The organism is Streptomyces sp. NPDC029836, assembly GCF_055574495.1.
Window position 1 is genome coordinate 171,069 of sequence record NZ_JBVHZI010000003.1, and the last position, 18,286, is coordinate 189,354.

An 18,286-nucleotide genomic window follows, 5' to 3' on the forward strand; every position below is an offset into this window, starting at 1 on the left:
TCCATGGACTCCTCGGGCAGTGCGATCTAGCGTCTGGCGGCGGCGCGATGTCAGACGCAATGTCAACAAAACTGAAGACGAAGGAGGATGCCCGGATGTTCCGAAGAGCGCTGAACTGCGCCGTGGTCCCCGCCCTCGCCGTCCTGACGGTGATGTACGGGATCGGGCCGGCCCAGGCCGAGGAGATCCCCAAGGCGCCCGGCCACCGCCTGGTCAGCCAGTACGAGGGCGGCCCCGCCACCGCCGCCCCGCTGCCCGGGGAGGCCCCGCCGCAACACCCGTACCTCGCGCCCAACGGCCGCAGCGGCATGCACTCCGACGCCGCCGGCAGCGCCACGTCCCCGTGGTCCGGCCCCCTCGGCCGCAACCCGCAGGTCACCAGCGAGAAGATCGCCGCCCTCGGCGGCGAGTGCGCCACCGCCACCTTCGACACGGGCGGCCGCCTGGTCACCGTCTGCGGCACCTTCTCCGGCTTCAAGGTCAAGCTCCTGGAGCCCCGTACGCTCGCCACGCTCGCGGAGTACCAGCTCCCGCAACGTTCTTCGACCGTCGAGGCGATCACCTCACTCGACTTCGCGAAGATCTTCAAGGACACCTCGGGCGGCGCCTACTTCTACCTGGACAACCAGGACCGGGCCGTGCTGGCCGACTCCCGCCAGCACGTCCTGCGCCTCTCGCACTCCCAGAACCCCGACGGGAGCTGGAAGTTCACCGTCGACGACGACTGGGACCTCACCGGCCACGTCCCGCACGACTGCGTCACCTGGACCAACCTGCGACCCAGCGGCACCTGCGACCCCATCACCTCCGTGATGCCCGACTGGAACGGCCGCATCTGGTGGGTCACCCGCCAGGGCCGCGTCGGCACCGTGGACCCGGCGACCTCGCGGATCCGCTCGCTGCGGTTGCCCGGCGAGGAGATCCAGAACTCCTTCTCGGTCGCCGAGGACGGGGTCTCCATCGTCACCGACCACGCCCTGTACAGCTTCCGCGCCACCGCCGACGGCGCCCCCGAGGTGCGGTGGCGCCAGACGTACGACCGCGGCACCGGGACCAAGCCCGGCTCCGTGAACCAGGGTTCGGGCACCACCCCGGACCTCTTCGGCAACGGCTACGTCGCCATCACCGACAATGCCGACGACCGGATGAACGTCCTCGTCTACCGGCGCGGCACCGACGTGCCCGCCGACCGGCGCCTCGTCTGCAAGGTGCCTGTGTTCGGCCCGGGCGCCTCGACGACCGACAACTCCCTCATCACCTGGGGCAACAGCATCGTCGTCGAGAACAACTACGGCTACGAGAACCCCACCTCGCTGTTGCTGGGCAAGTCCGTGGTCGGCGGCGTCAGTCGCATCGACGTACGGGCCGACGGCAGCGGCTGCGACACGGTCTGGGAGAGCGCGATCCGCGCTCCCTCCGTGGTCCCCAAGCTCTCCACCGCCAACGGGCTCCTCTACTTCTACGAGAAGGAGCCCAACTTCTGGGGGATCGACGCCTGGTACCTCACCGCGGTGGACTTCCGCACCGGTGAGCGCCGGTGGCGCCAACTGACCGGCACCGGACCGCTGTACGACAACAACTGGGCGCCGATCACCCTCGGCCCCGACGGCACCGCGTACGTCGGCGTGTTCAACGGCATCGTCGCCGTCCGCGACGGCGGCTGACCGACCGCCGAACCCCCGCTGAACCCCCGTCGAACCGGCGGGGGTTCAGCGGGGCCCGTCCCCGGGGCGCCACAGCGGGTGCTCGTGCTCGGCCCACCAGCGGGCGACGTAGCCGGTGCGCAGGCCGCGCCGGGCCTCCGGGTCGCCGAGGGCCTTGCCGATGTGCCCGGCGAGCACGATGCCCACGGCAAGGGCCAGCCAGTCGTGGACGAAGGTGGCCCCGGTGCGGACGGCCAGGGGCGCGAGCCCCGTGAACCACATCAGCAGTCCGGTGCCCAGCATCACCAGGACCGCTCCGGCCAACCAGGCCGCGTACAGCTTCTGCCCGGCGTTGAACTTGCCCGCCGGCCTCGGCCCCCGGCGGCGCAGTGCGGAGCGCAGCCAGACCCGGTCGTGCGGCCCGAACCGGTTCAGGAAGCGCAGGTCGGTGCGGAAGGCCCGGGAGGCCAGGCCCCCCAGCAGGGGCAGCGGCAGGAGCAGCCCCGACCACTCGTGGACGGTGACGACCGGATGCCGGCGCCCGACGAGCTCCGCGAGCGGCGGCAGGTACAGGCAGCCGGCGGAGACCACGCACACGCCCATCAGGGCGGCCGTGAGCCGGTGGACCCAGCGCTCGGCGCGGCCGAAGCGGCGCACGCGGGGCGGCAGGTCAGACGGTGGGTGCATCGTCGCGTCCGTTCGACTTGCCGACCCAGGCGTCGACGTCGTAGCCGAGCTCCTCCCAGTAGCCGGGTTCCACGTCACGGGTCACGGTGATGCCCGAGAGCCACTTCGCGGACTTGTAGAAGTACATCGGCGCCACGTACAGGCGGACCGGCCCGCCGTGGCGGTGGCTCAGCGGTCGGTCCTGCATCCTCAGCGCCACCATGACGTCCTCGCGCCGGGCCTGGGGGAGGGTGAGGCTCTCGGTGTAGGTCCCGTCGAAGCAGTCGAAGCGGATGGCCCGCCCCTCGGGCAGCACTCCGGCGGCGTCCAGGAGACGCCCCACGGGCACGCCCTCGAAGGGGGTGGCGGGCACCCGCCAGCCGGTGACGCACTGGACGTCGCGGACCACCCGGGTCTGCGGCATCGCGAGCAGCTCGTCGAGGCGGTACGAGACCGGCCGCTCGACCAGGCCGCCGATGGTGAGGCGGTAGTCGGCCGGGCCGCGTTCGGGGACGGAGGAGGCCACCGAGTAGTAGCGGAAGCCGCCCCCGTTGGGCAGCATCCCGGTCAGGCCCGTCGGGTCCTTGCCCGCGACGGCGCCGAGTCCGGCCTCGGCCGCCCGACGCAGCCAGGGCGAGGCGGCCAGTCCCACGGCGCCGAGCCCGGCCATCCCCAGGACGAGTCGGCGGCCGACCGGGGCGCCGTGACCGTCGGGGTCCTGCGGGGGGCCGGCGCCGGTGTCCTCCGGCGGGCCGCCGGTTCCGGCTTCGGTGTCCTTGTGCGTGCTCACCCGTCGATTCGACCACCAAGGGCGCCCCGGACGCCAGGGCAGCCGGCCGCACGTCGGACTTCCGTCACATCCCCGACAGGGTCCGGGCCGTCTCCGGACCCGCTCGGGGGCCCGTGGCCGCCCGCGCCCGGGCCACCGGAGGCCCCACCCGCGGCGTCCCGGCCGCTCTACACGGCCGACTCCAGTTCCCGCTTCCGTTCCTCGCCCCGGGTTCCGGGAGCGGGGGTGGAGGGGACGTCCGCGAGGCTCGCCTCCAGGTCGTCCAGGGCCGTCCGGGCCGCCACGATCCGCTCCCGGACCTCCTCGGCGAGATCGCCCGTGCCCTCGGCGCGGTCGCGGGCCCGCTTGTCCTCGGCCTCCATCTCCCGGGCTTCGTCGAGCGAGTTGAGCACCACCCCGATCAGGACGTTGACCAGCACGAACGAGGCGAGCAGCGCGTAGGAGGCGTAGTAGACGATGCTGAACCGGGAGATCTGCAACCCGGCCCGGACGGCGTCGGTGAGGCCGTCCAGCGTGGTGAGGAGGAAGAGGGTGAGCGAGGCCCGCCCGATCGAGCCGTAGTGCTGCGGGTCCGACTCCGCGAAGCAGACCCAGCCGACCATCGCGTACACGTACAGCACCAGCGCGCCGACGAACAGGAAGCTGGCGGTACCCGGCAGGCTGCGGCCCACCGCGACCAGCAGGATGCGCAGGTGGGGCAGGAACCGGGCGGTGCGCAGGACGCGGGCCAGCCGCAGCAGCCGCAGCACGGTGGTGTTCTCGCGCAGCAGCGGTACGAACGCCGAGGCGACGATCACCAGGTCGAAGATGTTCCACGGGTCCCGGAAGAATGCTTTCGGCCGGTCGGTGAACGAGCCGATGCGCAGCAGCATCTCCAGGGTGAACAGGGCGAGGCAGCACTCCTCGGCGATGCCCAACGCCTGCCGGTGCGTCCGGGCGAGCCCGCTGTACGTCTCGGCCCCCATCAGGGCCGCGTTCAGCAGGATCACGACGAAGACGGCCATCCCGAACGAGGGGTCCTCGGTGATCCGCCGGCATCGGGCGGCCAGTCTCCTGCGACCGCGTCCGGCCGGCATCGGGTCCGTCATTTCGCTCCTCGTACTTCCATCGGCATCGGGCCGGACCGGTTCGGTGCGCTGGCGCGCACGCCGGTCCGAGCCGTCTAACGCCGCACGGACGAACGGGTTTCAGACACCACCCGCCCGCCCGGCGATCCGGGGTCGCTCCGCGGAGCGGTCGGGGTGGTCCGCGGGGCCCGTGCGCCCGTGGCGCCCGACCCGGTGGGACGGGTCGGGCCGGTACGGAGAGCCCGCTATTGGAAATGAAAACGATTTCGGATAACGTCTGGTCGACCCGGCTCGGCGCACTGCCGCGCTCCGGGATTCCGGCGTGGTCCGAGAGGAAGTGGCGTGGCACATCTGCTGGTTGTAGAGAGCTGGGTGGGGTCGATGAGCGGACTCCTGCCGAGGGCGATCCGTGAGGGAGGGCACGAGTTCACCTTCGTCACCCGCGACCTCCACCACTACCTGCGGGCCGCCGGCGGCGGCGGGGCGCACCCGCTGCTCGCCGCGCGCAACATCGTCACGACGGACACGAACGACGCCGACGCCCTGCCGGCCCGGCTGGAACGGCTCCATGCCGTGCTGGCCTTCGACGGGGTGGTTTCCTCCTGCGACTACTACCTGCCCGCGGTGGCCCGCGTCGCGCGACGCCTCGGGCTGCCCGGGCCGGCCGTCCCGGCCGTCGAAGCGGCCTGCCGCAAGGACCTGACCCGCCGGACCCTGGCGGACGCCGGAGTTCCGGGCCCGCGCTTCGCGGCCTGCGAGGACCCCGCGCGGATCCCGGACGCGGCCCGGGACATCGGCTACCCGCTGGTCGTCAAACCCGTGGACCTGTGCGCCGGGATGCTCGTGCGGGAGGTGCGCGACGAACGGGAACTGGAACGCGCCTGCCGGGACCTCGCCGCGTTCCCCGTCAACGCGCGCGGACAGGACCGCACCCCCGTCGTCCTGCTGGAGGAGCTCCTCACCGGGCCCGAGGTCAGCGTCGAGACCGTCTCCCACGGCGGCGTCACGCACGTCGTCGGCGTCACCGACAAGAGCATCGGCGGATCCCCCGCCTTCGTGGAGACCGGCCACATGTTCCCGGCCGACCTCCCGGCCGCCGAGGCGCGCGCCGCCGCGGACACCGCGCGGGCCGCCGTCGAGGCCCTCGGACTGGACCACGTCGTGTGCCACACCGAGATCAAGCTGACACCGCTGGGACCCCGGGTCGTCGAGGTCAACCCCCGCCCCGCCGGGAACCGGATCACCGAACTGGTCCGCCACGTCACGGGCGTCGACCTCGCGGCCGCCTGCGTCGACGTCGCCCTCGGCGCGGCCCCCGACCTCACGCCCCGGGCCACCGGGGTGCACAGCGCCGCCATCGCCTTCCTGCTGCCCGCCGCCACCGGCACCCTCGCCGCCGTCGAGGGCGCCGAAGGGGTCCGCGACCTGCCCGAGGTGCTGGAGCTCAGCCTCGCCGAACCCGGCCGCTCCGTACGGGCCGCGACCAGCAACAACGAGTACCTCGGCCACGTCATGACGGCCGACGCCGGCCACGGCGCCCGCGTCGCCGCCGAACGGCTGCTCACGCGCCTTCGGCCCCGCTACGAGGAGTCCCCGGCGGTGCCCGCATGACGACCCCGAGCCACCCGGTCCACCCGGGCCCGCCGCCGCACGACCCGCCCGGTCCCGGGACCGCGCCGCACGCGCAACGGACCCCACCCGGCCGGGCAGGAGTACGGGAGCACGCCCCGGACGGGCCGACCTCACGCCCCCGCCCCCTCCTGCCCCGGCCCGCGCGCTCCGAGGAGGAGCGCGACGACGGTGTCGTACGGAGCGTGGCGGAGCTCGTCGCGCGGGTGCGGGACGGCGGATACGGGCCGGACCCGCGGGGGGAGCGCATCGCGCTCGCCTTCACCACGGCCCAGGCGGTGCGCCACGAAGGCCGTGCGGGCGGGTACCGCAACGAGGTGCTCAGCCTGCGCCTCGCCGCGGCCGTCGGCTCCTGCGCCGTGGAGCCGGGCACCCTGCCCGCCACCGCCCTCGACGAGGTGGTCGGCGCGAGCGTGGCCGACCTGCTCGACCACCCCCTGCGCCCGGTGCGGATCGCGGCGCTGGACGCCTACCTGGCCCACGTGCGCCCCCACACCCCCGCGCACGGCGCCCGTTCGTACCCGTTGCCCGCCGGCGGCTCGCTGGACCGTTCGCGGGCCAGGGCCCGCGCGGTCGTCGACCTGCTGCCGCGGCACGGGCCCCGCCGGGTCCTCGTCGTCGGCGTCGTCAACTCCCTCCTGGAGCAACTGCGCCGACGCGGCATCGACTACCTGCCCTGCGACCTCAAGGGCGGCGCCACCGAATGGGGCGAACCCCTCCACACGGACGCCCTCGCCCTGCTGGAGGAGTGCGACGCCGTCCTCGCCTCGGGCATGACCCTCGGCAACGGCACCTTCCAGCCGCTGCTCGACCACGCCGCCGCCACCGCGAAGCCCCTCGTCATGTTCGCCCAGACCGGCAGCGCCGTCCTGCCCCGGTTCCTCGGCGCCGGCGTCAGCGCCGTCTCCGCCGAGCCCTACCCCTTCTTCTGGCTCGACGGCGGACCCGGAGTCATCCACCGCTACGGAGGACCGCGATGAGCACGGCCTTCCTGCCCCGCCGGCTGCCCGTCGGCGCCGGCAACCCCGACCTGTTGACCCTCGCCGGCGACACCCCCCTCGCCCGCATCCGCACCGAACTGCCGTTTCCGCAGCCCGGGTTCTGGGCGAAGCTCGAATGCCTCGGGGCGGGCGGGATGAAGGCCCGGGCGGCCCTGTCGATGCTGCGCGGTGCGCGCCGGCGCGGCGAGCTGCGTCCCGGTGCGCCCGTCGTCGAATCCACCTCCGGCACCCTCGGGATCGGCCTCGCCTTCGCCGGGCAGGCCCTCGGGCACCCCGTGATCCTGGTCGGCGACGCCGAACTGGAGTCCTCCATGCGCCAGTTGCTGCGCAGTCACGGGGCCCGGCTGGACATCGTCGACCGGCCCGCCCGCGAGGGCGGTTGGCAGGCGGCGCGGATCGTCCGGCTGCACGAGGTGCTGGCCCGCACGCCCGACGCGTACTGGCCCGACCAGTACAACAACCCCGACAACGCGGCCGGATACCTGCCGATGGCCGCCGAACTCGCCGCCCAACTGGACCACTTGGACGTCCTCGTGTGCAGCGTCGGCACCGGCGGCCACAGCGCCGGACTGATCGGACCCCTGCGCCGCCGCTGGCCGCGCCTGAAGGTCATCGGCGTCGACTCCGTGGGCTCCGCCATCTTCGGCCAACCCGCGCGACCCCGCCTGATGCGCGGCCTCGGCAGCAGCATCCACCCCCGCAACGTCGCCCACCACGCCTTCGACGAGGTGCACTGGGTGGGGCCCGCCGAGGCCGTCGACGCCTGCCGCAGGCTCGCCCGCACCAGCTTCGTCAGCGGCGGCTGGAGCACCGGGGCCGTCGCCCTGGTCTCCGCCTGGGCCGCCCGGGTCGAGGCCGGCGCGGTCGTCGCGACCGTCTTCCCCGACGGTCCGCACCGCTATCTCGGCACCGTCTACGACGACGAGTTCTGCCGCGCCCACGGCCTGGACCGGGCCGAACTCGCCGTCCGGCCGCTGGAGATCGGCCACCCGCAGGCAGCCGAGGCCACCGGCTGGGCGCGCTGCCGCACCGTCGTCGACCCGGCCGCAGCCCGGCCCGCCCTGCTCGGCGGAGGCGCCGCGTGAAGCTCAGCTGGCGGACCACTTCGCTCGAACTGGCCGAACCGCTGCGCATCTCCCGTTCCGTCATGGCCCGTCGCGACGCCGTCCGGGTCACCGTCGAGCACGAGGGCCTGCGCGGCTGCGGCGAGGCCGTCAGCAGCGACCACCTCGGCCTGCCCACGCCCCGGATCCTGCGCCGACTCGCCGCCGTCCGACCGGCCGTGGAACGGCTCCCCGACCCCGAGACCGGATGGGAGGACCCCGCCGCCGTGCCCTGGCGGTCGCTGCCCGCCGGGGTGGCCGCCGCCCTCGAAGCGGCCCTCCTCGACCTGATCGGCATCCGCGCGGAACGCCCCGTCCACGCCCTGCTCGGCGCCCCCGAACCCCCCGTCGCCGCCACCACGCGCACCATCGGCATCGTCGCGCCCGAGCGGGCCGCCGCCCAGGCCGCCCGGCTGGCCCGCAGCGGCTTCACCGCCCTCAAGGTCAAGGCCGGATCCCCCGACCCGGGCGAGGACCTCGCCCGGGTGGCGGCCGTACGCGCCGCCGCTCCCGGCGCGAGCCTGCTGCTCGACCCCAACGGCGCCTGGAGCGCCCGCCGCAGCCTCGACCTGCTCCCGCGCTTCCACGCGTTGGGCGTCGGCGCCGTCGAGCAGCCCATCGCCGCCGGCGCCCCCGACCAACTGGCCCGGATCGCCCGGGAGTCGCCCGTACCGGTGATCGCCGACGAGGACGCCGTCTCCTACGAGGACGCCGCCGCCCTCGCCGGCCGCGTCCACGGCGTCAACGTCAAACTCGCCAAGTGCGGCGGCGTCCGCGCCGCCCTGCGCATCCATGCCGCCCTGCGCGGCACCGGCACCGACCTCATGCTCGGCTGCCTCACCGCCAGCACCCTCGGCATCGCACCCGCCGTGCACCTCGCCGACCGGGCCCGCTGGGTCGACCTCGACGGCCACCTGCTGCTCGCCGCCGACCCGTGGACCGGGATCGGCGGCGCCGACGGCACCGTACGACCCTCCGGCCGCCCCGGCCTCGGCATCCACCCGACCCCCGGGGCGGCGCCCCGGTGAACACCCTGGCCACCGTACGAAGCTTCCCGCCCGCCGTGCGCCTGCTGCTCCTCAACCAACTGGGCGTCACCACCGGGTTCTACCTGCTCATCCCCTACCTCGCCACCCACCTGTCCGACGACCTCGGACTGTCCGCCGCCGTCATCGGCATCGTCCTCGGCCTGCGCAACCTCAGCCAACAGGGCCTCTTCCTCATCGGCGGCTCGGCCGCCGACCGGCTCGGCGCCCGCGGCGTGATCATCGCCGGTTGCGCCCTGCGCACCGTCGGCTTCGCCCTCTTCGCCCTCGGCGACTCCCTGCCGCTGCTGGTCGCCGCGTCCGTACTCAGCGGGCTCGCGGGGGCCCTCTTCAACCCCGCCGTGCGCACCTACGTCGCCCAGGAGGCCGACGGGCGAAAGGCCGAGGCCTTCGCCCTGTTCAACGTGTTCGCCACCACCGGAGCCCTGCTCGGACCGCTGCTCGGCAGCCTGCTGATGCTCGTCGACTTCCGGGCCGCCGCGCTCACCGCCGCGGGCGTCTTCGCCGTCCTCACCCTCGCCCAGATCCTGGTCCTGCCCGCCCGCGCCGTCGCCGCCCCCGAAGGACCCGTCCTCGCCGACTGGCGCGAGGTGGCCGGCAACCGCAGGTTCCTGGCCTTCTCGCTCGCCATGGTCGGCATGTACGGCCTGGAGAACCAGCTCTACCTGCTCCTGCCGCACGCCGCCGCCCGCGCCTCCGGCTGGAACGGCTCGATCGGCCTGCTCTTCCTCACCGGGACGCTCGCCCACCTGCTCCTCCAACTTCGCCTCACCCGCCGCCTGACGGCCCTCGGCGGCCGGGCCCGCTGGATCGCCGTCGGACTCGCCCTGATGGCCGCCGGATTCCTCCCGCCGATGCTCGTCGCCGACGTCACCGGACGGCCCCTGGCCCTGCTGCCCGTCCTGGCCGGCGTCCTGCTGCTGCACCTCGGCCTGATGACGGCCCAGCCCTTCGTGATGGAGCTGATACCGGCCTTCGCCCGTCCCGGCCTCACCGGTACCGCGTACGGCCTCTTCTACGCGGTGTCCGGCCTCGCCGCCGCCCTCGGCAGCGCCGGCATCGGCTGGGCCATGGACGCCGGCGGACACACCGGCGCGACCTGGCTGCCCTACGCCTGCTGCCTCGCCCTGGGCCTCGCCTCGGCCGCGGGCATGACCCGACTGCACCGCGCCGGCGTCCTCCCCGCCGAACCGGCCACCCACCCGCGCACCGCCCGACCGGCGAACGAGCCCCGATGAGCGGCGCCCACCTCCCGAACGCCCGCCCCGCGCCCCACCACGACAACGGAGACACCACCCCATGAACGACCAGCCCAACGTCCTCGCCCGGCGCGGGTTCCTGATCGCGGGCGGCGCCGGCGCCCTCGTCCTGGCCACCGGATGCGCCGGCGCCCCGGCCACCGACGGCCCCGCCGGCCCGCCCCGGCGCGGCGGCCGGCTGCGCGCCGCCTTCGCCGGGGGCGGCGCCGCCGAGACCCTCGACCCGCACGCGGCCAACCTGTTCGTCGACGCGGCCCGCGCCAAGGCCCTGTTCGACAAACTCGCCGACTTCGGAGCCGACCTGTCCGCCGTCCCCCGCCTCGCCGAAGGCTGGGAGTCCAACGAGGCCCTCGACACCTGGCGGATCACCCTGCGCCGGGCCCGGTTCCACGACGGCCGGCCCGTGACCGCCGCGGACGTCCTGTACAGCTACCGCCGCATCGCCGACCCCCGGGGCACCTTCCGGGCCAAGGCCTCCCTGGAACCCATCGACCTCGCCGCCGGCCGGGCAGTCGACCCGACCACCGTCGAGTTCCGCCTCAAGCGCCCCTATGCCGAATTCCCCAACGTGCTCGCCGCGTTCGGCGCGTACGTGGTCCCCGAGGGCGCGACCTCCTTCGACCGCCCCGTCGGATCCGGACCCTTTTCCTTCGTCTCCTTCCGGCCCGGCGCATCCCTCCTGGTCCGCCGCAACGACACCTACTGGGACGGCGCCCCCCACCTCGACGAACTGGAGTTCGTCATCGCCGCGGAGGAATCGGCCCGGGTGAACGCGCTCCTGGGCGGACAGGTCGAGTACGCCCACGAACTCGTCCCCGCCACCGCCCGCAGCCACGAGGGCAGGGGCCGGATCGACGTCGTCCGGCTCCCCGGCAGCGCCATGCAGGGCTTCGTCATGAAGACCGACCGACCCCCCTTCGACGACAAACGGGTCCGCCAGGCGTTCTTCCTCATCGCCGACCGCCGGGAACTCGTCGACGGGGCGCTCGGCGGCGCCGGCACGGTCGGCAACGACCTGTTCGGCAAGGGCTGCCGCTACTACGCCTCCGCCCTGCCCCAACGCACCCAGGACCTCGACCGGGCCCGCGCCCTCCTCAAGGAGGCCGGAGCCGAAGGACTGCGCGTCACCCTCGACACCGCCCCCGCCGCCCCCGGCTTCGTCGAAGCCGCCGGCATCTTCAAGGACCAGGCCGCCCGGGCCGGCGTCACCGTGGAGATCAAGATCGGCAACAAGGACACCTACTGGAAGGACATCCTGTCCACCGGAACCTTCGCCTCCTACCGGTCCGGCGCCATGCCCATCGAATCCCACCTCTCCCAACGACTCCTCACCGGATCCACCACCAACGCCACCCAATGGCGGCACAAGGACTTCGACGACCTCTACCAGCAGACCCAGTCCACCCGCGACGAACAGCGCCGCACCGCCCTCCACGAACGCATCCAACGCCGCCTCCACGACGAGGGCGGCTTCCTGATCTGGGGCTTCGCCGACTGGATCGTGGCCACCTCGACCAAGGTCCGCGGAATCGCGAAGGACGCCCCCGCCAACACCCTCGACTGGGCCCGCTTCGACCGGACCTGGCTGGCGTGAGCGCGACCCGCCACCGGTCCTGGGCCGGCCGCCGACTGCTCCTGGGCCTCGGGCAGACGGCGGCCGTCGTCCTGTTCGTCTTCGCCCTCACCGAAGCCCTGCCCGGCGACGCGGCCGTGGTCCTGGCCGGCGACCAACCCGACTCCCTGCGCATCGACCGCATCCGCACCACCCTGGGCCTGGACCAGCCGGCCGGCGAACGCCTCCTGGACTGGATCACCGGCCTGCTCCACGGCGACCTCGGCACCTCACTCGTCACGGGCCGCCCCGTCACGGACCACCTCGCCGCCGGGGCCGGCCCCACCCTGCTCCTCGCCGCCCTCACCCTCGCACTGCTGCTCCCCGTCGCCGGCGGGCTGGGCGTGCTCTGCGCACGCCGCGAGGGCGGCCCGCTGGACCGTACCGTCAGCGCCGGCACCCTCGCCGTGCACGCCGTCCCGGAGTTCGCCCTCGGGATCCTGCTGGCCGCCCTGTTCGCCGTCGAGCTCGGCTGGCTGCCGCCCACCGCCCTCGGTACGGATCCGCGCACCGAACCCGCCGTCCTGGTCCTGCCCGTGCTCGTACTGCTGTCCCGGCCGGTGTGCTCCATCAGCCGGCTGGTCCGCGCCGGGATGATCGACGCGATGGCCTCCCCGTACGCCGCCCAGGCCAGGCGCCTCGGCGTCGGCGAGGCCCGCATCCGCTGGACCCACGCCCTGCCCGGCGCCCTCGCCCCGGCCGGCCAGCAACTGGCCCGGACCTGCGACTGGTTGCTCAGCGGGGTCATCGTCGTGGAGGCCCTGTTCGTCGTGCCGGGCCTGGGCACCGTCCTCATCGAGGCCGTCGCCGCCCGGGACGTACCCGTCGTCCAGGGCCTCGCCGTGGTCTTCGGGGTCGTCACCGTACTGGTCAACCTCGCGGCCGACCTCGTGGCCCGCCGCCTCGCCCCCCGGTCGGAGGCCGCCGCGTGAACCCGCCCCGGCCGCTCCCCGCGTCACACCCGTCCCGGGTGGCGCGGTACGGCCCCGCCCTCGCCCTGATCGCCGTACCGCTGCTGCTCGCCCTGCTCGGACCGCTGTTCGCGGGACCCGCCGGCGCCCGTACGGTGTCCTTCGCCGCCGGTCCGGACCACTGGATCGGCACCGACTTCGCGGGGCGCGACGCGTGGCGGCAGGTCCTCCTCGGCGGCCGCTCCGTCGTCCTCGTCGCCCTGGCGGCCACCGCGCTCGCCCACCTCGTCGCCATCCCGCTCGGGCTGTGCGCGGCCCTCACCCGCCGCACCTGGCTCCAAGAGACGCTGATGCGGCCCCTGGACGTGGTGATCGCCGTTCCTTCCCTGCTGCTGGTGCTGCTCGTCGCGGCCACCCTCACGCCCGGGCCGGTCGGCATGACCGTCCTGGTCGGGCTGGCCGCCGTACCCGACGCGGCCCGCGTCGTGCACGCGACGGCCGTCGCGATCGCGGCCCGGCCCGCCGTCGAGGCCCTACGGGCCCAGGGCGAGACCTGGTGGCGCACGGCCGTCGGGTACGTGGCCCGCGCCATGCGCCGCACCCTCGCCGCCGATGTCGGGATCCGGCTCACCGGCTCGCTGTACCTGGTGGCCACGGCCGCCTTCCTCGGCGTCGGAGTGCAACCCGACACCGCCGACTGGGCCGTCATGGTCGACCGCAACCGGCCCGGCCTGCTCCTGGTGCCGTGGCCCGTGGTGCTGCCCGCGCTGCTCGTCGCGGCCCTGTCCATGGGCACCAACCTGCTGTTCGACGCCGCGCAGCAGCACCCCCTCGCGCCCGCGCGGGGCGACCGGAAGGGGACACCGCGATGACCGTCGTCGCCGAAGTACGGAACCTGCGCGTGGAGATCGGGGGCCGCGCCGTCGTCGACGGCGTCGACGTCAGCGCCCGCGCGGGCCGCGTCACCGCCCTCGTCGGCCCGTCCGGCAGCGGCAAGACCACGACGGGCCTGGCCCTGCTGGGCGAGTACCCGCCCGGCGCCCGCGTCCTGGGCCGCGTCGTCACCGCCGACGCGGTCGGCTACGTGCCCCAACACCCCGCGGCCGCCCTCAATCCCGCCCGCCGCGCCGGAGCGCTGCTGCGCGACGTCGCGGCCCTCGGCGGGGGCGGCCGCCGGGAGGTCCGCGCGCGGGTCGAGGAGGCCCTGCTGTCGGCCCGGATCCCGGACCCGGGAACCGTCCTGCGCCGCTTCCCCCACCAACTGTCCGGGGGCCAGCAGCAACGGGTGGTCCTGGCCCAGGCACTGCTGCGGGGCGCCCGCGTGATCGTCGCCGCCCGGGGCGTCGCGGTGGTCCTGCTCAGCCACGATCTGGACGTGGTGCGGGAGCTCGCCGACGAGGTCGTCGTCCTCGGCGGGGGCCGCGTCGTGGCCCGGGGCCCGGCCGGCTCGGTGCTCGGACCCCCCTCCCCGCAGCCACCGCCCGCCGCCCGGGCCGCCCGCGCCCGGGGACCCGTACGCCTGGAGGCGCGGCACCTGACGGCCGCCTACGGCACCGGACGGGGCGCCGCGCCGGCGCTCGACGGCATCGGACTGGAGGTGGCGGCGGGGGAGTGCCTGGCCCTCATCGGCCGCTCCGGCAGCGGCAAGACCACCCTGGGCCGCTGCCTGGCCGGGCTGCACACCGACCACGACGGCCGGATCCTGTGGCGCGGCGCCCCCCTGCCGCGCGGCGTGCGGTCCCGGAGCCGGGCGGAACTGGCGGCCGTCCAGTACGTCTTCCAGGACCCGAAGGCCGCCTTCGACGAATACCGGCCCGTGCGGGACCAGGTCGCCCGCACCGCCGTACGCCTGCGCGGGGCGACCCCGGATCGGGCACGGGAGGAGGCGCTGCGCACCCTGGCGGAGCTGGGACTGACCGAGGAGCAGGCGGGCCGGCGCCCCGGCGGCCTCTCGGGCGGCGAACTCCAGCGGGCGGCCCTCGCCCGGGCCCTCACGGCCCGGCCGGACGTACTGGTCTGCGACGAGATCACCTCGGGCCTCGACCCCGTCACGCGGGAGGCCGTCCTCGACGTGCTCGCCGGGCTGCGGGACCGGGGCGGCCTCGGCCTGCTCCTGATCACCCATGACCTGGCGGCCGCCGCCGCCCTCGCGGACCGCGTCGCGGTGCTGGAGGCGGGCCGCGTCGTGGAGGAGGGCCCGGCGCACCGCCTGCTCGGCGCGCCCCGGCACGCCCTCACCCGGGCGCTGACCGGCAGGTGATCCCGGAAACCGCGCGGTGGGCGCGGCCCGATCACCGACCGGTCCGGTCCCCGGCGACCGCGGTCGGCCGGGACCGGGGGAGGGGCGGCGTGGTGGCCGCCGCCCCCACTACTGCTGCTGGGCGCGCTGCGCCTTCTCCGCCTTCTCGGCCTGCTTCTCCTTGATGCGGACGGTCTCCTTGCGGACCTCCGCCTGGGTGCCGCGCTCCTTCTGGAGCCACTCGGGGCTCTCCTGCTTCAGCGCCTCGATCTGCTCCGTGGTCAGGGCTTCGGTGACCCCACCGCGCGCGAGACCGGCGATGGAGACGCCGAGCTTCGCCGCGACCACCGGGCGGGGGTGCGGACCGTTCTGCCGCAGCTCGACCAGCCACGCGGGCGGATCGGTCTGGAGGGCGTTCAGCTCGGTGCGCGAAACCACACCCTCCTGGAACTCGGCGGGGGTGGCTTCGAGGTACACACCCAGCTTCTTCGCCGCGGTGGCGGGCTTCATCGTCTGGGTGCTCTGGTGCGACGTCATGGGGTCAAGGGTATCGAGCGTGTGCGCCACCTCCGACCACGACCGGTAACCTGGCGGGGTGACAGGCTCGGAAACTTCCCCTTCGTTCCGGCTCGCCTATGTCCCGGGAGTGACGCCCACCAAGTGGGTGCGGATCTGGAACGAGCGGCTGCCCGACGTCCCCCTGACCCTCGTCGGAGTACCGGCCGCCGAAGCGTTCGACCTGCTGCGCGGCAACGGCGCCGACGCCGGCTTCGTCCGGCTGCCCGTCGACCGGAGCGATCTCAGCGCGATCCCGCTGTACACCGAGGCGACCGTGGTCGTGATCCCCAAGGACCACCTGGTGGCCTCGGCGGAAGAGGTGTCGACCGGGGACCTCGCCGACGAGATCGTGCTGCACCCCCTCGACGACGTCCTGGGCTGGGAGACCCTGCCGGGCAAGCCGGCCTTCGAACGCCCCGAGACCACGGCCGACGCCATCGAACTGGTCGCGGCGGGCATCGGCGTCCTCGTCGTCCCCCAGTCCCTGGCCCGTCTGCACCACCGCAAGGACCTCACCTACCGGCCCGTGACGGGCGCCCCGGAGTCCCGGATCGCGCTGTCCTGGCCGGAGGAGAAGACCACCGACCTGGTCGAGGAGTTCATCGGCATCGTCCGCGGCCGGACGGTGAACAGCACGCGTGGCCGCCCGCCGACGCCGCCGCAGCCCAAGCAGCAGCGCAAGCGCCCCGACGCGAGCGCCGGAAAGGGCAAGGGCGCCGCGGGACGGGCCGGCGGGAAGACCGTCGGGAAGTCGGGCGGCAAGCAGACGGGCAAGAACCCGCGCGGCGGCTCCGCGGCGCCGAAGGCGGCCAAGCGCGGCAAGCCGCGCGGCCGTCCGTAGCCGGCGCCGCACCGCAACGCCGACCACCGGAACACCGGGACCTCGTGCCGGTGACCGGCGCCCCCGCACGGGGGCGCCGGTCACCGGGGGTCGCTCCGTCAGTGGCGGCCCTTGGACTTCTTCATCGCGTCCGTCGCCTTCGAGACCGTCTCCTCGGCCTTGCCGCTCATCCGCTCGGCACCGCCTTCCGCTTCCATGCGGCGGTCGTCCATCGCGCTGCCCGCGGTTTCCTTCATCGTGCCCTTGACCTGCTTGGCCTTCGCCTTTGCCTTGCCCATGACGGGGTCGTTCCTTCCTGGGGGGACGTTGCTTGCCCACCATGCGTCGGCTCCGCACGGCCCGCAATCCGTGGCGGCGCGGCGCCCGTAGGAACACCCGGGTACCGGCCCCCGCGTTGCGCGGCGCCGGCCCGGCGGGCAGGGTCTATGGGGCGGTTCCCTCCGAGGAAGGGCGGACCATGAGCATCGCCACCGTGAATCCGACGAACGGCCGAACGCTGCGGACCTTCGACCCGCTCGACGCCGACGGCATCGAGGCCTGCCTGGCCGAGGCGGCGCGTACGGCGGCCACGTACCGGCGCACCGGCTTCGCCGAACGGTCCGCGCTGCTGTCCCGGGCGGCCGACCTCCTGGAGGAGGAGGCGGAAGCCGTCGCCCGCACCATGACGACCGAGATGGGCAAGCCGCTGGCGGCGGCCCGGGCCGAGGCCGCGAAGTGCGTCAAGGCGATGCGCTGGTACGCCGCGCACGCCGAGGGCCTCCTCGCCGACGAGCACCCCACCGACGCCGACGTGCGCGACGCGGGAGCCTCGTCCGTCCGGGTCGTGTACCGCCCCGTCGGCGTGGTCCTGGCCGTCATGCCCTGGAACTTCCCGCTGTGGCAGGTCGTACGGTTCGCCGCGCCCGCCCTGATGGCGGGCAACGTGGGCCTGCTCAAACACGCCTCGAACGTCCCCCGGACCGCCCTCTGGCTGGGCGACCTCTTCCACCGGGCGGGCTTCCCGCGGGGCTGCTTCCAGACCCTGCTGATCGGCTCGGGAGCCGTGGAGGCCGTCCTGCGCGATCCGCGGGTCGCGGCGGCCACCCTGACGGGCAGCGAACCCGCCGGTCGCGCCGTCGCCGCCGCGGCCGGGGACGAGGTCAAGAAGACCGTCCTGGAGCTCGGCGGCAGCGACCCGTACGTCGTGATGCCCTCGGCCGATGTCGCCCGCGCCGCCCGTACGGCCGTCACCGCACGCGTCCAGAACAACGGGCAGTCCTGCATCGCCGCGAAGCGGTTCATCGTCCACACCGACGTCCACGACGAGTTCGCCGAGCTGTTCACCGAGGGCATGAAGGCCTTGGTCGTGGGCGACCCGATGCTCGACACCACCGACGTCGGCCCGCTGGCCACCGAGAGCGGCCGCCGGGACGTGGAGGAACTCGTCGACGACGCCGTGCGCCGAGGCGCCACCGTCCTGTGCGGCGGGCGCCGCCCGCCGGGCCACGAGGACGGCTGGTTCTACGAGCCGACGGTCCTGGCCGGCATCACCGGGGAGATGCGGATCGACCTGGAGGAGACCTTCGGGCCCGTCGCCACCCTCTACCGGGTGGCCGACCTCGACGAAGCCGTCGAGCGGGCCAACCACACGCCCTTCGGGCTCAGCTCCAACGTCTGGACCCGCGACGACGCCGACGTGGAGCGGTTCGTCCGCGACCTGGAGGCCGGCGGCGTCTTCGTCAACGGCATGACCGCCTCGCATCCCGCGCTGCCCTTCGGCGGCGTCAAACGCTCCGGGTACGGGCGCGAACTGTCCGGGCACGGCATCCGCGAATTCTGCAACATCACCACCGTCTGGCGGGCCGCGGAGACCGACGGGGCGTGACCCTTGGAGGGGGGAGTGCGGGGGCGCCGGGAGGGTAGGCGCCGCCCGAGTCCGGTC

General features: G+C 74.5%; 17 protein-coding genes. 12 read left to right on the forward strand and 5 right to left on the reverse strand.

Going from position 1 to position 18,286, the window contains the following annotated elements; translation table 11 throughout:
• Window positions 1-95 precede the first annotated feature (95 nt).
• Entirely contained in the window at window positions 96-1,664 is a 1,569-nt protein-coding gene (locus tag ACZ4XJ_RS11680; protein ID WP_468496038.1) for a hypothetical protein, read from the forward strand.
• 45 nt (window positions 1,665-1,709) lie between these two features.
• Here the strand turns inward: ACZ4XJ_RS11680 and ACZ4XJ_RS11685 are convergent, their stop codons facing one another.
• The 3 genes from ACZ4XJ_RS11685 to ACZ4XJ_RS11695 all read right to left on the reverse strand — a co-directional run bounded on the left by ACZ4XJ_RS11685 (window position 1,710) and on the right by ACZ4XJ_RS11695 (window position 4,187).
• Window positions 1,710-2,330, reverse strand: a complete 621-nt coding sequence (locus ACZ4XJ_RS11685) for a cytochrome b/b6 domain-containing protein (protein WP_468496039.1) — start codon at window positions 2,328-2,330, stop codon at window positions 1,710-1,712.
• Complete coding sequence (locus ACZ4XJ_RS11690) at window positions 2,314-3,099, reverse strand: molybdopterin-dependent oxidoreductase (RefSeq protein WP_468496040.1); 786 nt, start codon at window positions 3,097-3,099, stop codon at window positions 2,314-2,316. Before ACZ4XJ_RS11690 ends, ACZ4XJ_RS11685 begins: the two co-directional genes overlap by 17 nt.
• 167 nt (window positions 3,100-3,266) lie before the next feature.
• On the reverse strand, window positions 3,267-4,187 hold the full coding sequence (locus tag ACZ4XJ_RS11695; RefSeq protein WP_468496041.1) for an ion transporter: 921 nt from the start codon (window positions 4,185-4,187) through the stop codon (window positions 3,267-3,269).
• Between the two features lie 321 nt (window positions 4,188-4,508).
• On the opposite strand from ACZ4XJ_RS11695, the gene ACZ4XJ_RS11700 reads away from it, so the two are divergent.
• The 9 genes from ACZ4XJ_RS11700 (at window position 4,509) to ACZ4XJ_RS11740 (ending at window position 14,987) form a co-directional block, all read left to right on the forward strand.
• Entirely contained in the window at window positions 4,509-5,777 is a 1,269-nt protein-coding gene (locus tag ACZ4XJ_RS11700) for an ATP-grasp domain-containing protein (RefSeq protein ID WP_468496042.1), read from the forward strand.
• A complete protein-coding gene (locus ACZ4XJ_RS11705; protein WP_468496043.1) occupies window positions 5,774-6,775 on the forward strand; it encodes a Rossmann-like domain-containing protein in 1,002 nt (333 codons plus the stop codon). Before ACZ4XJ_RS11700 ends, ACZ4XJ_RS11705 begins: the two co-directional genes overlap by 4 nt.
• Complete coding sequence (locus ACZ4XJ_RS11710) at window positions 6,772-7,881, forward strand: PLP-dependent cysteine synthase family protein (RefSeq protein ID WP_468496044.1); 1,110 nt, start codon at window positions 6,772-6,774, stop codon at window positions 7,879-7,881. Before ACZ4XJ_RS11705 ends, ACZ4XJ_RS11710 begins: the two co-directional genes overlap by 4 nt.
• Window positions 7,878-8,927 carry an enolase C-terminal domain-like protein gene (locus tag ACZ4XJ_RS11715; protein ID WP_468496045.1) on the forward strand — a complete coding sequence of 350 codons (1,050 nt, stop codon included), beginning with the start codon at window positions 7,878-7,880 and terminating at the stop codon, window positions 8,925-8,927. Before ACZ4XJ_RS11710 ends, ACZ4XJ_RS11715 begins: the two co-directional genes overlap by 4 nt.
• Window positions 8,924-10,183, forward strand: a complete 1,260-nt coding sequence (locus ACZ4XJ_RS11720; protein ID WP_468496046.1) for an MFS transporter — start codon at window positions 8,924-8,926, stop codon at window positions 10,181-10,183. The genes ACZ4XJ_RS11715 and ACZ4XJ_RS11720 overlap by 4 nt, the downstream gene beginning before the upstream one ends.
• Before the next feature lie 61 nt (window positions 10,184-10,244).
• On the forward strand, window positions 10,245-11,798 hold the full coding sequence (locus ACZ4XJ_RS11725; protein ID WP_468496047.1) for an ABC transporter substrate-binding protein: 1,554 nt from the start codon (window positions 10,245-10,247) through the stop codon (window positions 11,796-11,798).
• Window positions 11,795-12,748, forward strand: a complete 954-nt coding sequence (locus ACZ4XJ_RS11730) for an ABC transporter permease (protein ID WP_468496048.1) — start codon at window positions 11,795-11,797, stop codon at window positions 12,746-12,748. The genes ACZ4XJ_RS11725 and ACZ4XJ_RS11730 overlap by 4 nt, the downstream gene beginning before the upstream one ends.
• A gap of 38 nt (window positions 12,749-12,786) precedes the next feature.
• Window positions 12,787-13,599 (forward strand): ABC transporter permease subunit, encoded by an 813-nt coding sequence (locus ACZ4XJ_RS11735; protein WP_362876600.1) that lies wholly within the window; start codon window positions 12,787-12,789, stop codon window positions 13,597-13,599.
• Window positions 13,596-14,987: an ABC transporter ATP-binding protein gene (locus ACZ4XJ_RS11740; RefSeq protein WP_468496049.1), complete on the forward strand. Its 1,392-nt coding sequence runs from the start codon at window positions 13,596-13,598 to the stop codon at window positions 14,985-14,987. Before ACZ4XJ_RS11735 ends, ACZ4XJ_RS11740 begins: the two co-directional genes overlap by 4 nt.
• Before the next feature lie 108 nt (window positions 14,988-15,095).
• Here the strand turns inward: ACZ4XJ_RS11740 and ACZ4XJ_RS11745 are convergent, their stop codons facing one another.
• A complete protein-coding gene (locus tag ACZ4XJ_RS11745; protein ID WP_362876485.1) occupies window positions 15,096-15,503 on the reverse strand; it encodes a DUF5997 family protein in 408 nt (135 codons plus the stop codon).
• A 58-nt stretch (window positions 15,504-15,561) separates the two neighbouring features.
• On the opposite strand from ACZ4XJ_RS11745, the gene ACZ4XJ_RS11750 reads away from it, so the two are divergent.
• Window positions 15,562-16,365, forward strand: coding sequence for a LysR family substrate-binding domain-containing protein (locus tag ACZ4XJ_RS11750; protein WP_362876486.1), 804 nt, complete (start codon window positions 15,562-15,564; stop codon window positions 16,363-16,365).
• A 98-nt stretch (window positions 16,366-16,463) separates the two neighbouring features.
• Here ACZ4XJ_RS11750 and ACZ4XJ_RS11755 read toward each other — a convergent pair whose 3' ends face one another.
• Window positions 16,464-16,643, reverse strand: a complete 180-nt coding sequence (locus tag ACZ4XJ_RS11755; protein ID WP_362876487.1) for a CsbD family protein — start codon at window positions 16,641-16,643, stop codon at window positions 16,464-16,466.
• A 179-nt stretch (window positions 16,644-16,822) separates the two neighbouring features.
• Here ACZ4XJ_RS11755 and ACZ4XJ_RS11760 point away from each other — a divergent pair, with 179 nt between their 5' ends.
• Window positions 16,823-18,229, forward strand: a complete 1,407-nt coding sequence (locus ACZ4XJ_RS11760) for an NADP-dependent succinic semialdehyde dehydrogenase (protein WP_362876488.1) — start codon at window positions 16,823-16,825, stop codon at window positions 18,227-18,229.
• Window positions 18,230-18,286: the final 57 nt, after the last annotated feature.

What these genes read in the sequence shown, in the direction of transcription:
- ACZ4XJ_RS11680 (WP_468496038.1), top strand. Translation starts at nt 96, where the DNA reads ATGTTCCGAAGAGCGCTGAACTGCGCCGTGGTCCCCGCCCTCGCCGTC.
- ACZ4XJ_RS11685 (WP_468496039.1), bottom strand. Translation starts at nt 2,330, where the DNA reads ATGCACCCACCGTCTGACCTGCCGCCCCGCGTGCGCCGCTTCGGCCGC.
- ACZ4XJ_RS11695 (WP_468496041.1), bottom strand. Translation starts at nt 4,187, where the DNA reads ATGACGGACCCGATGCCGGCCGGACGCGGTCGCAGGAGACTGGCCGCC.
- ACZ4XJ_RS11705 (WP_468496043.1), top strand. Translation starts at nt 5,774, where the DNA reads ATGACGACCCCGAGCCACCCGGTCCACCCGGGCCCGCCGCCGCACGAC.
- ACZ4XJ_RS11710 (WP_468496044.1), top strand. Translation starts at nt 6,772, where the DNA reads ATGAGCACGGCCTTCCTGCCCCGCCGGCTGCCCGTCGGCGCCGGCAAC.
- ACZ4XJ_RS11725 (WP_468496047.1), top strand. Translation starts at nt 10,245, where the DNA reads ATGAACGACCAGCCCAACGTCCTCGCCCGGCGCGGGTTCCTGATCGCG.
- ACZ4XJ_RS11740 (WP_468496049.1), top strand. Translation starts at nt 13,596, where the DNA reads ATGACCGTCGTCGCCGAAGTACGGAACCTGCGCGTGGAGATCGGGGGC.
- ACZ4XJ_RS11745 (WP_362876485.1), bottom strand. Translation starts at nt 15,503, where the DNA reads ATGACGTCGCACCAGAGCACCCAGACGATGAAGCCCGCCACCGCGGCG.
- ACZ4XJ_RS11755 (WP_362876487.1), bottom strand. Translation starts at nt 16,643, where the DNA reads ATGGGCAAGGCAAAGGCGAAGGCCAAGCAGGTCAAGGGCACGATGAAG.
- ACZ4XJ_RS11760 (WP_362876488.1), top strand. Translation starts at nt 16,823, where the DNA reads ATGAGCATCGCCACCGTGAATCCGACGAACGGCCGAACGCTGCGGACC.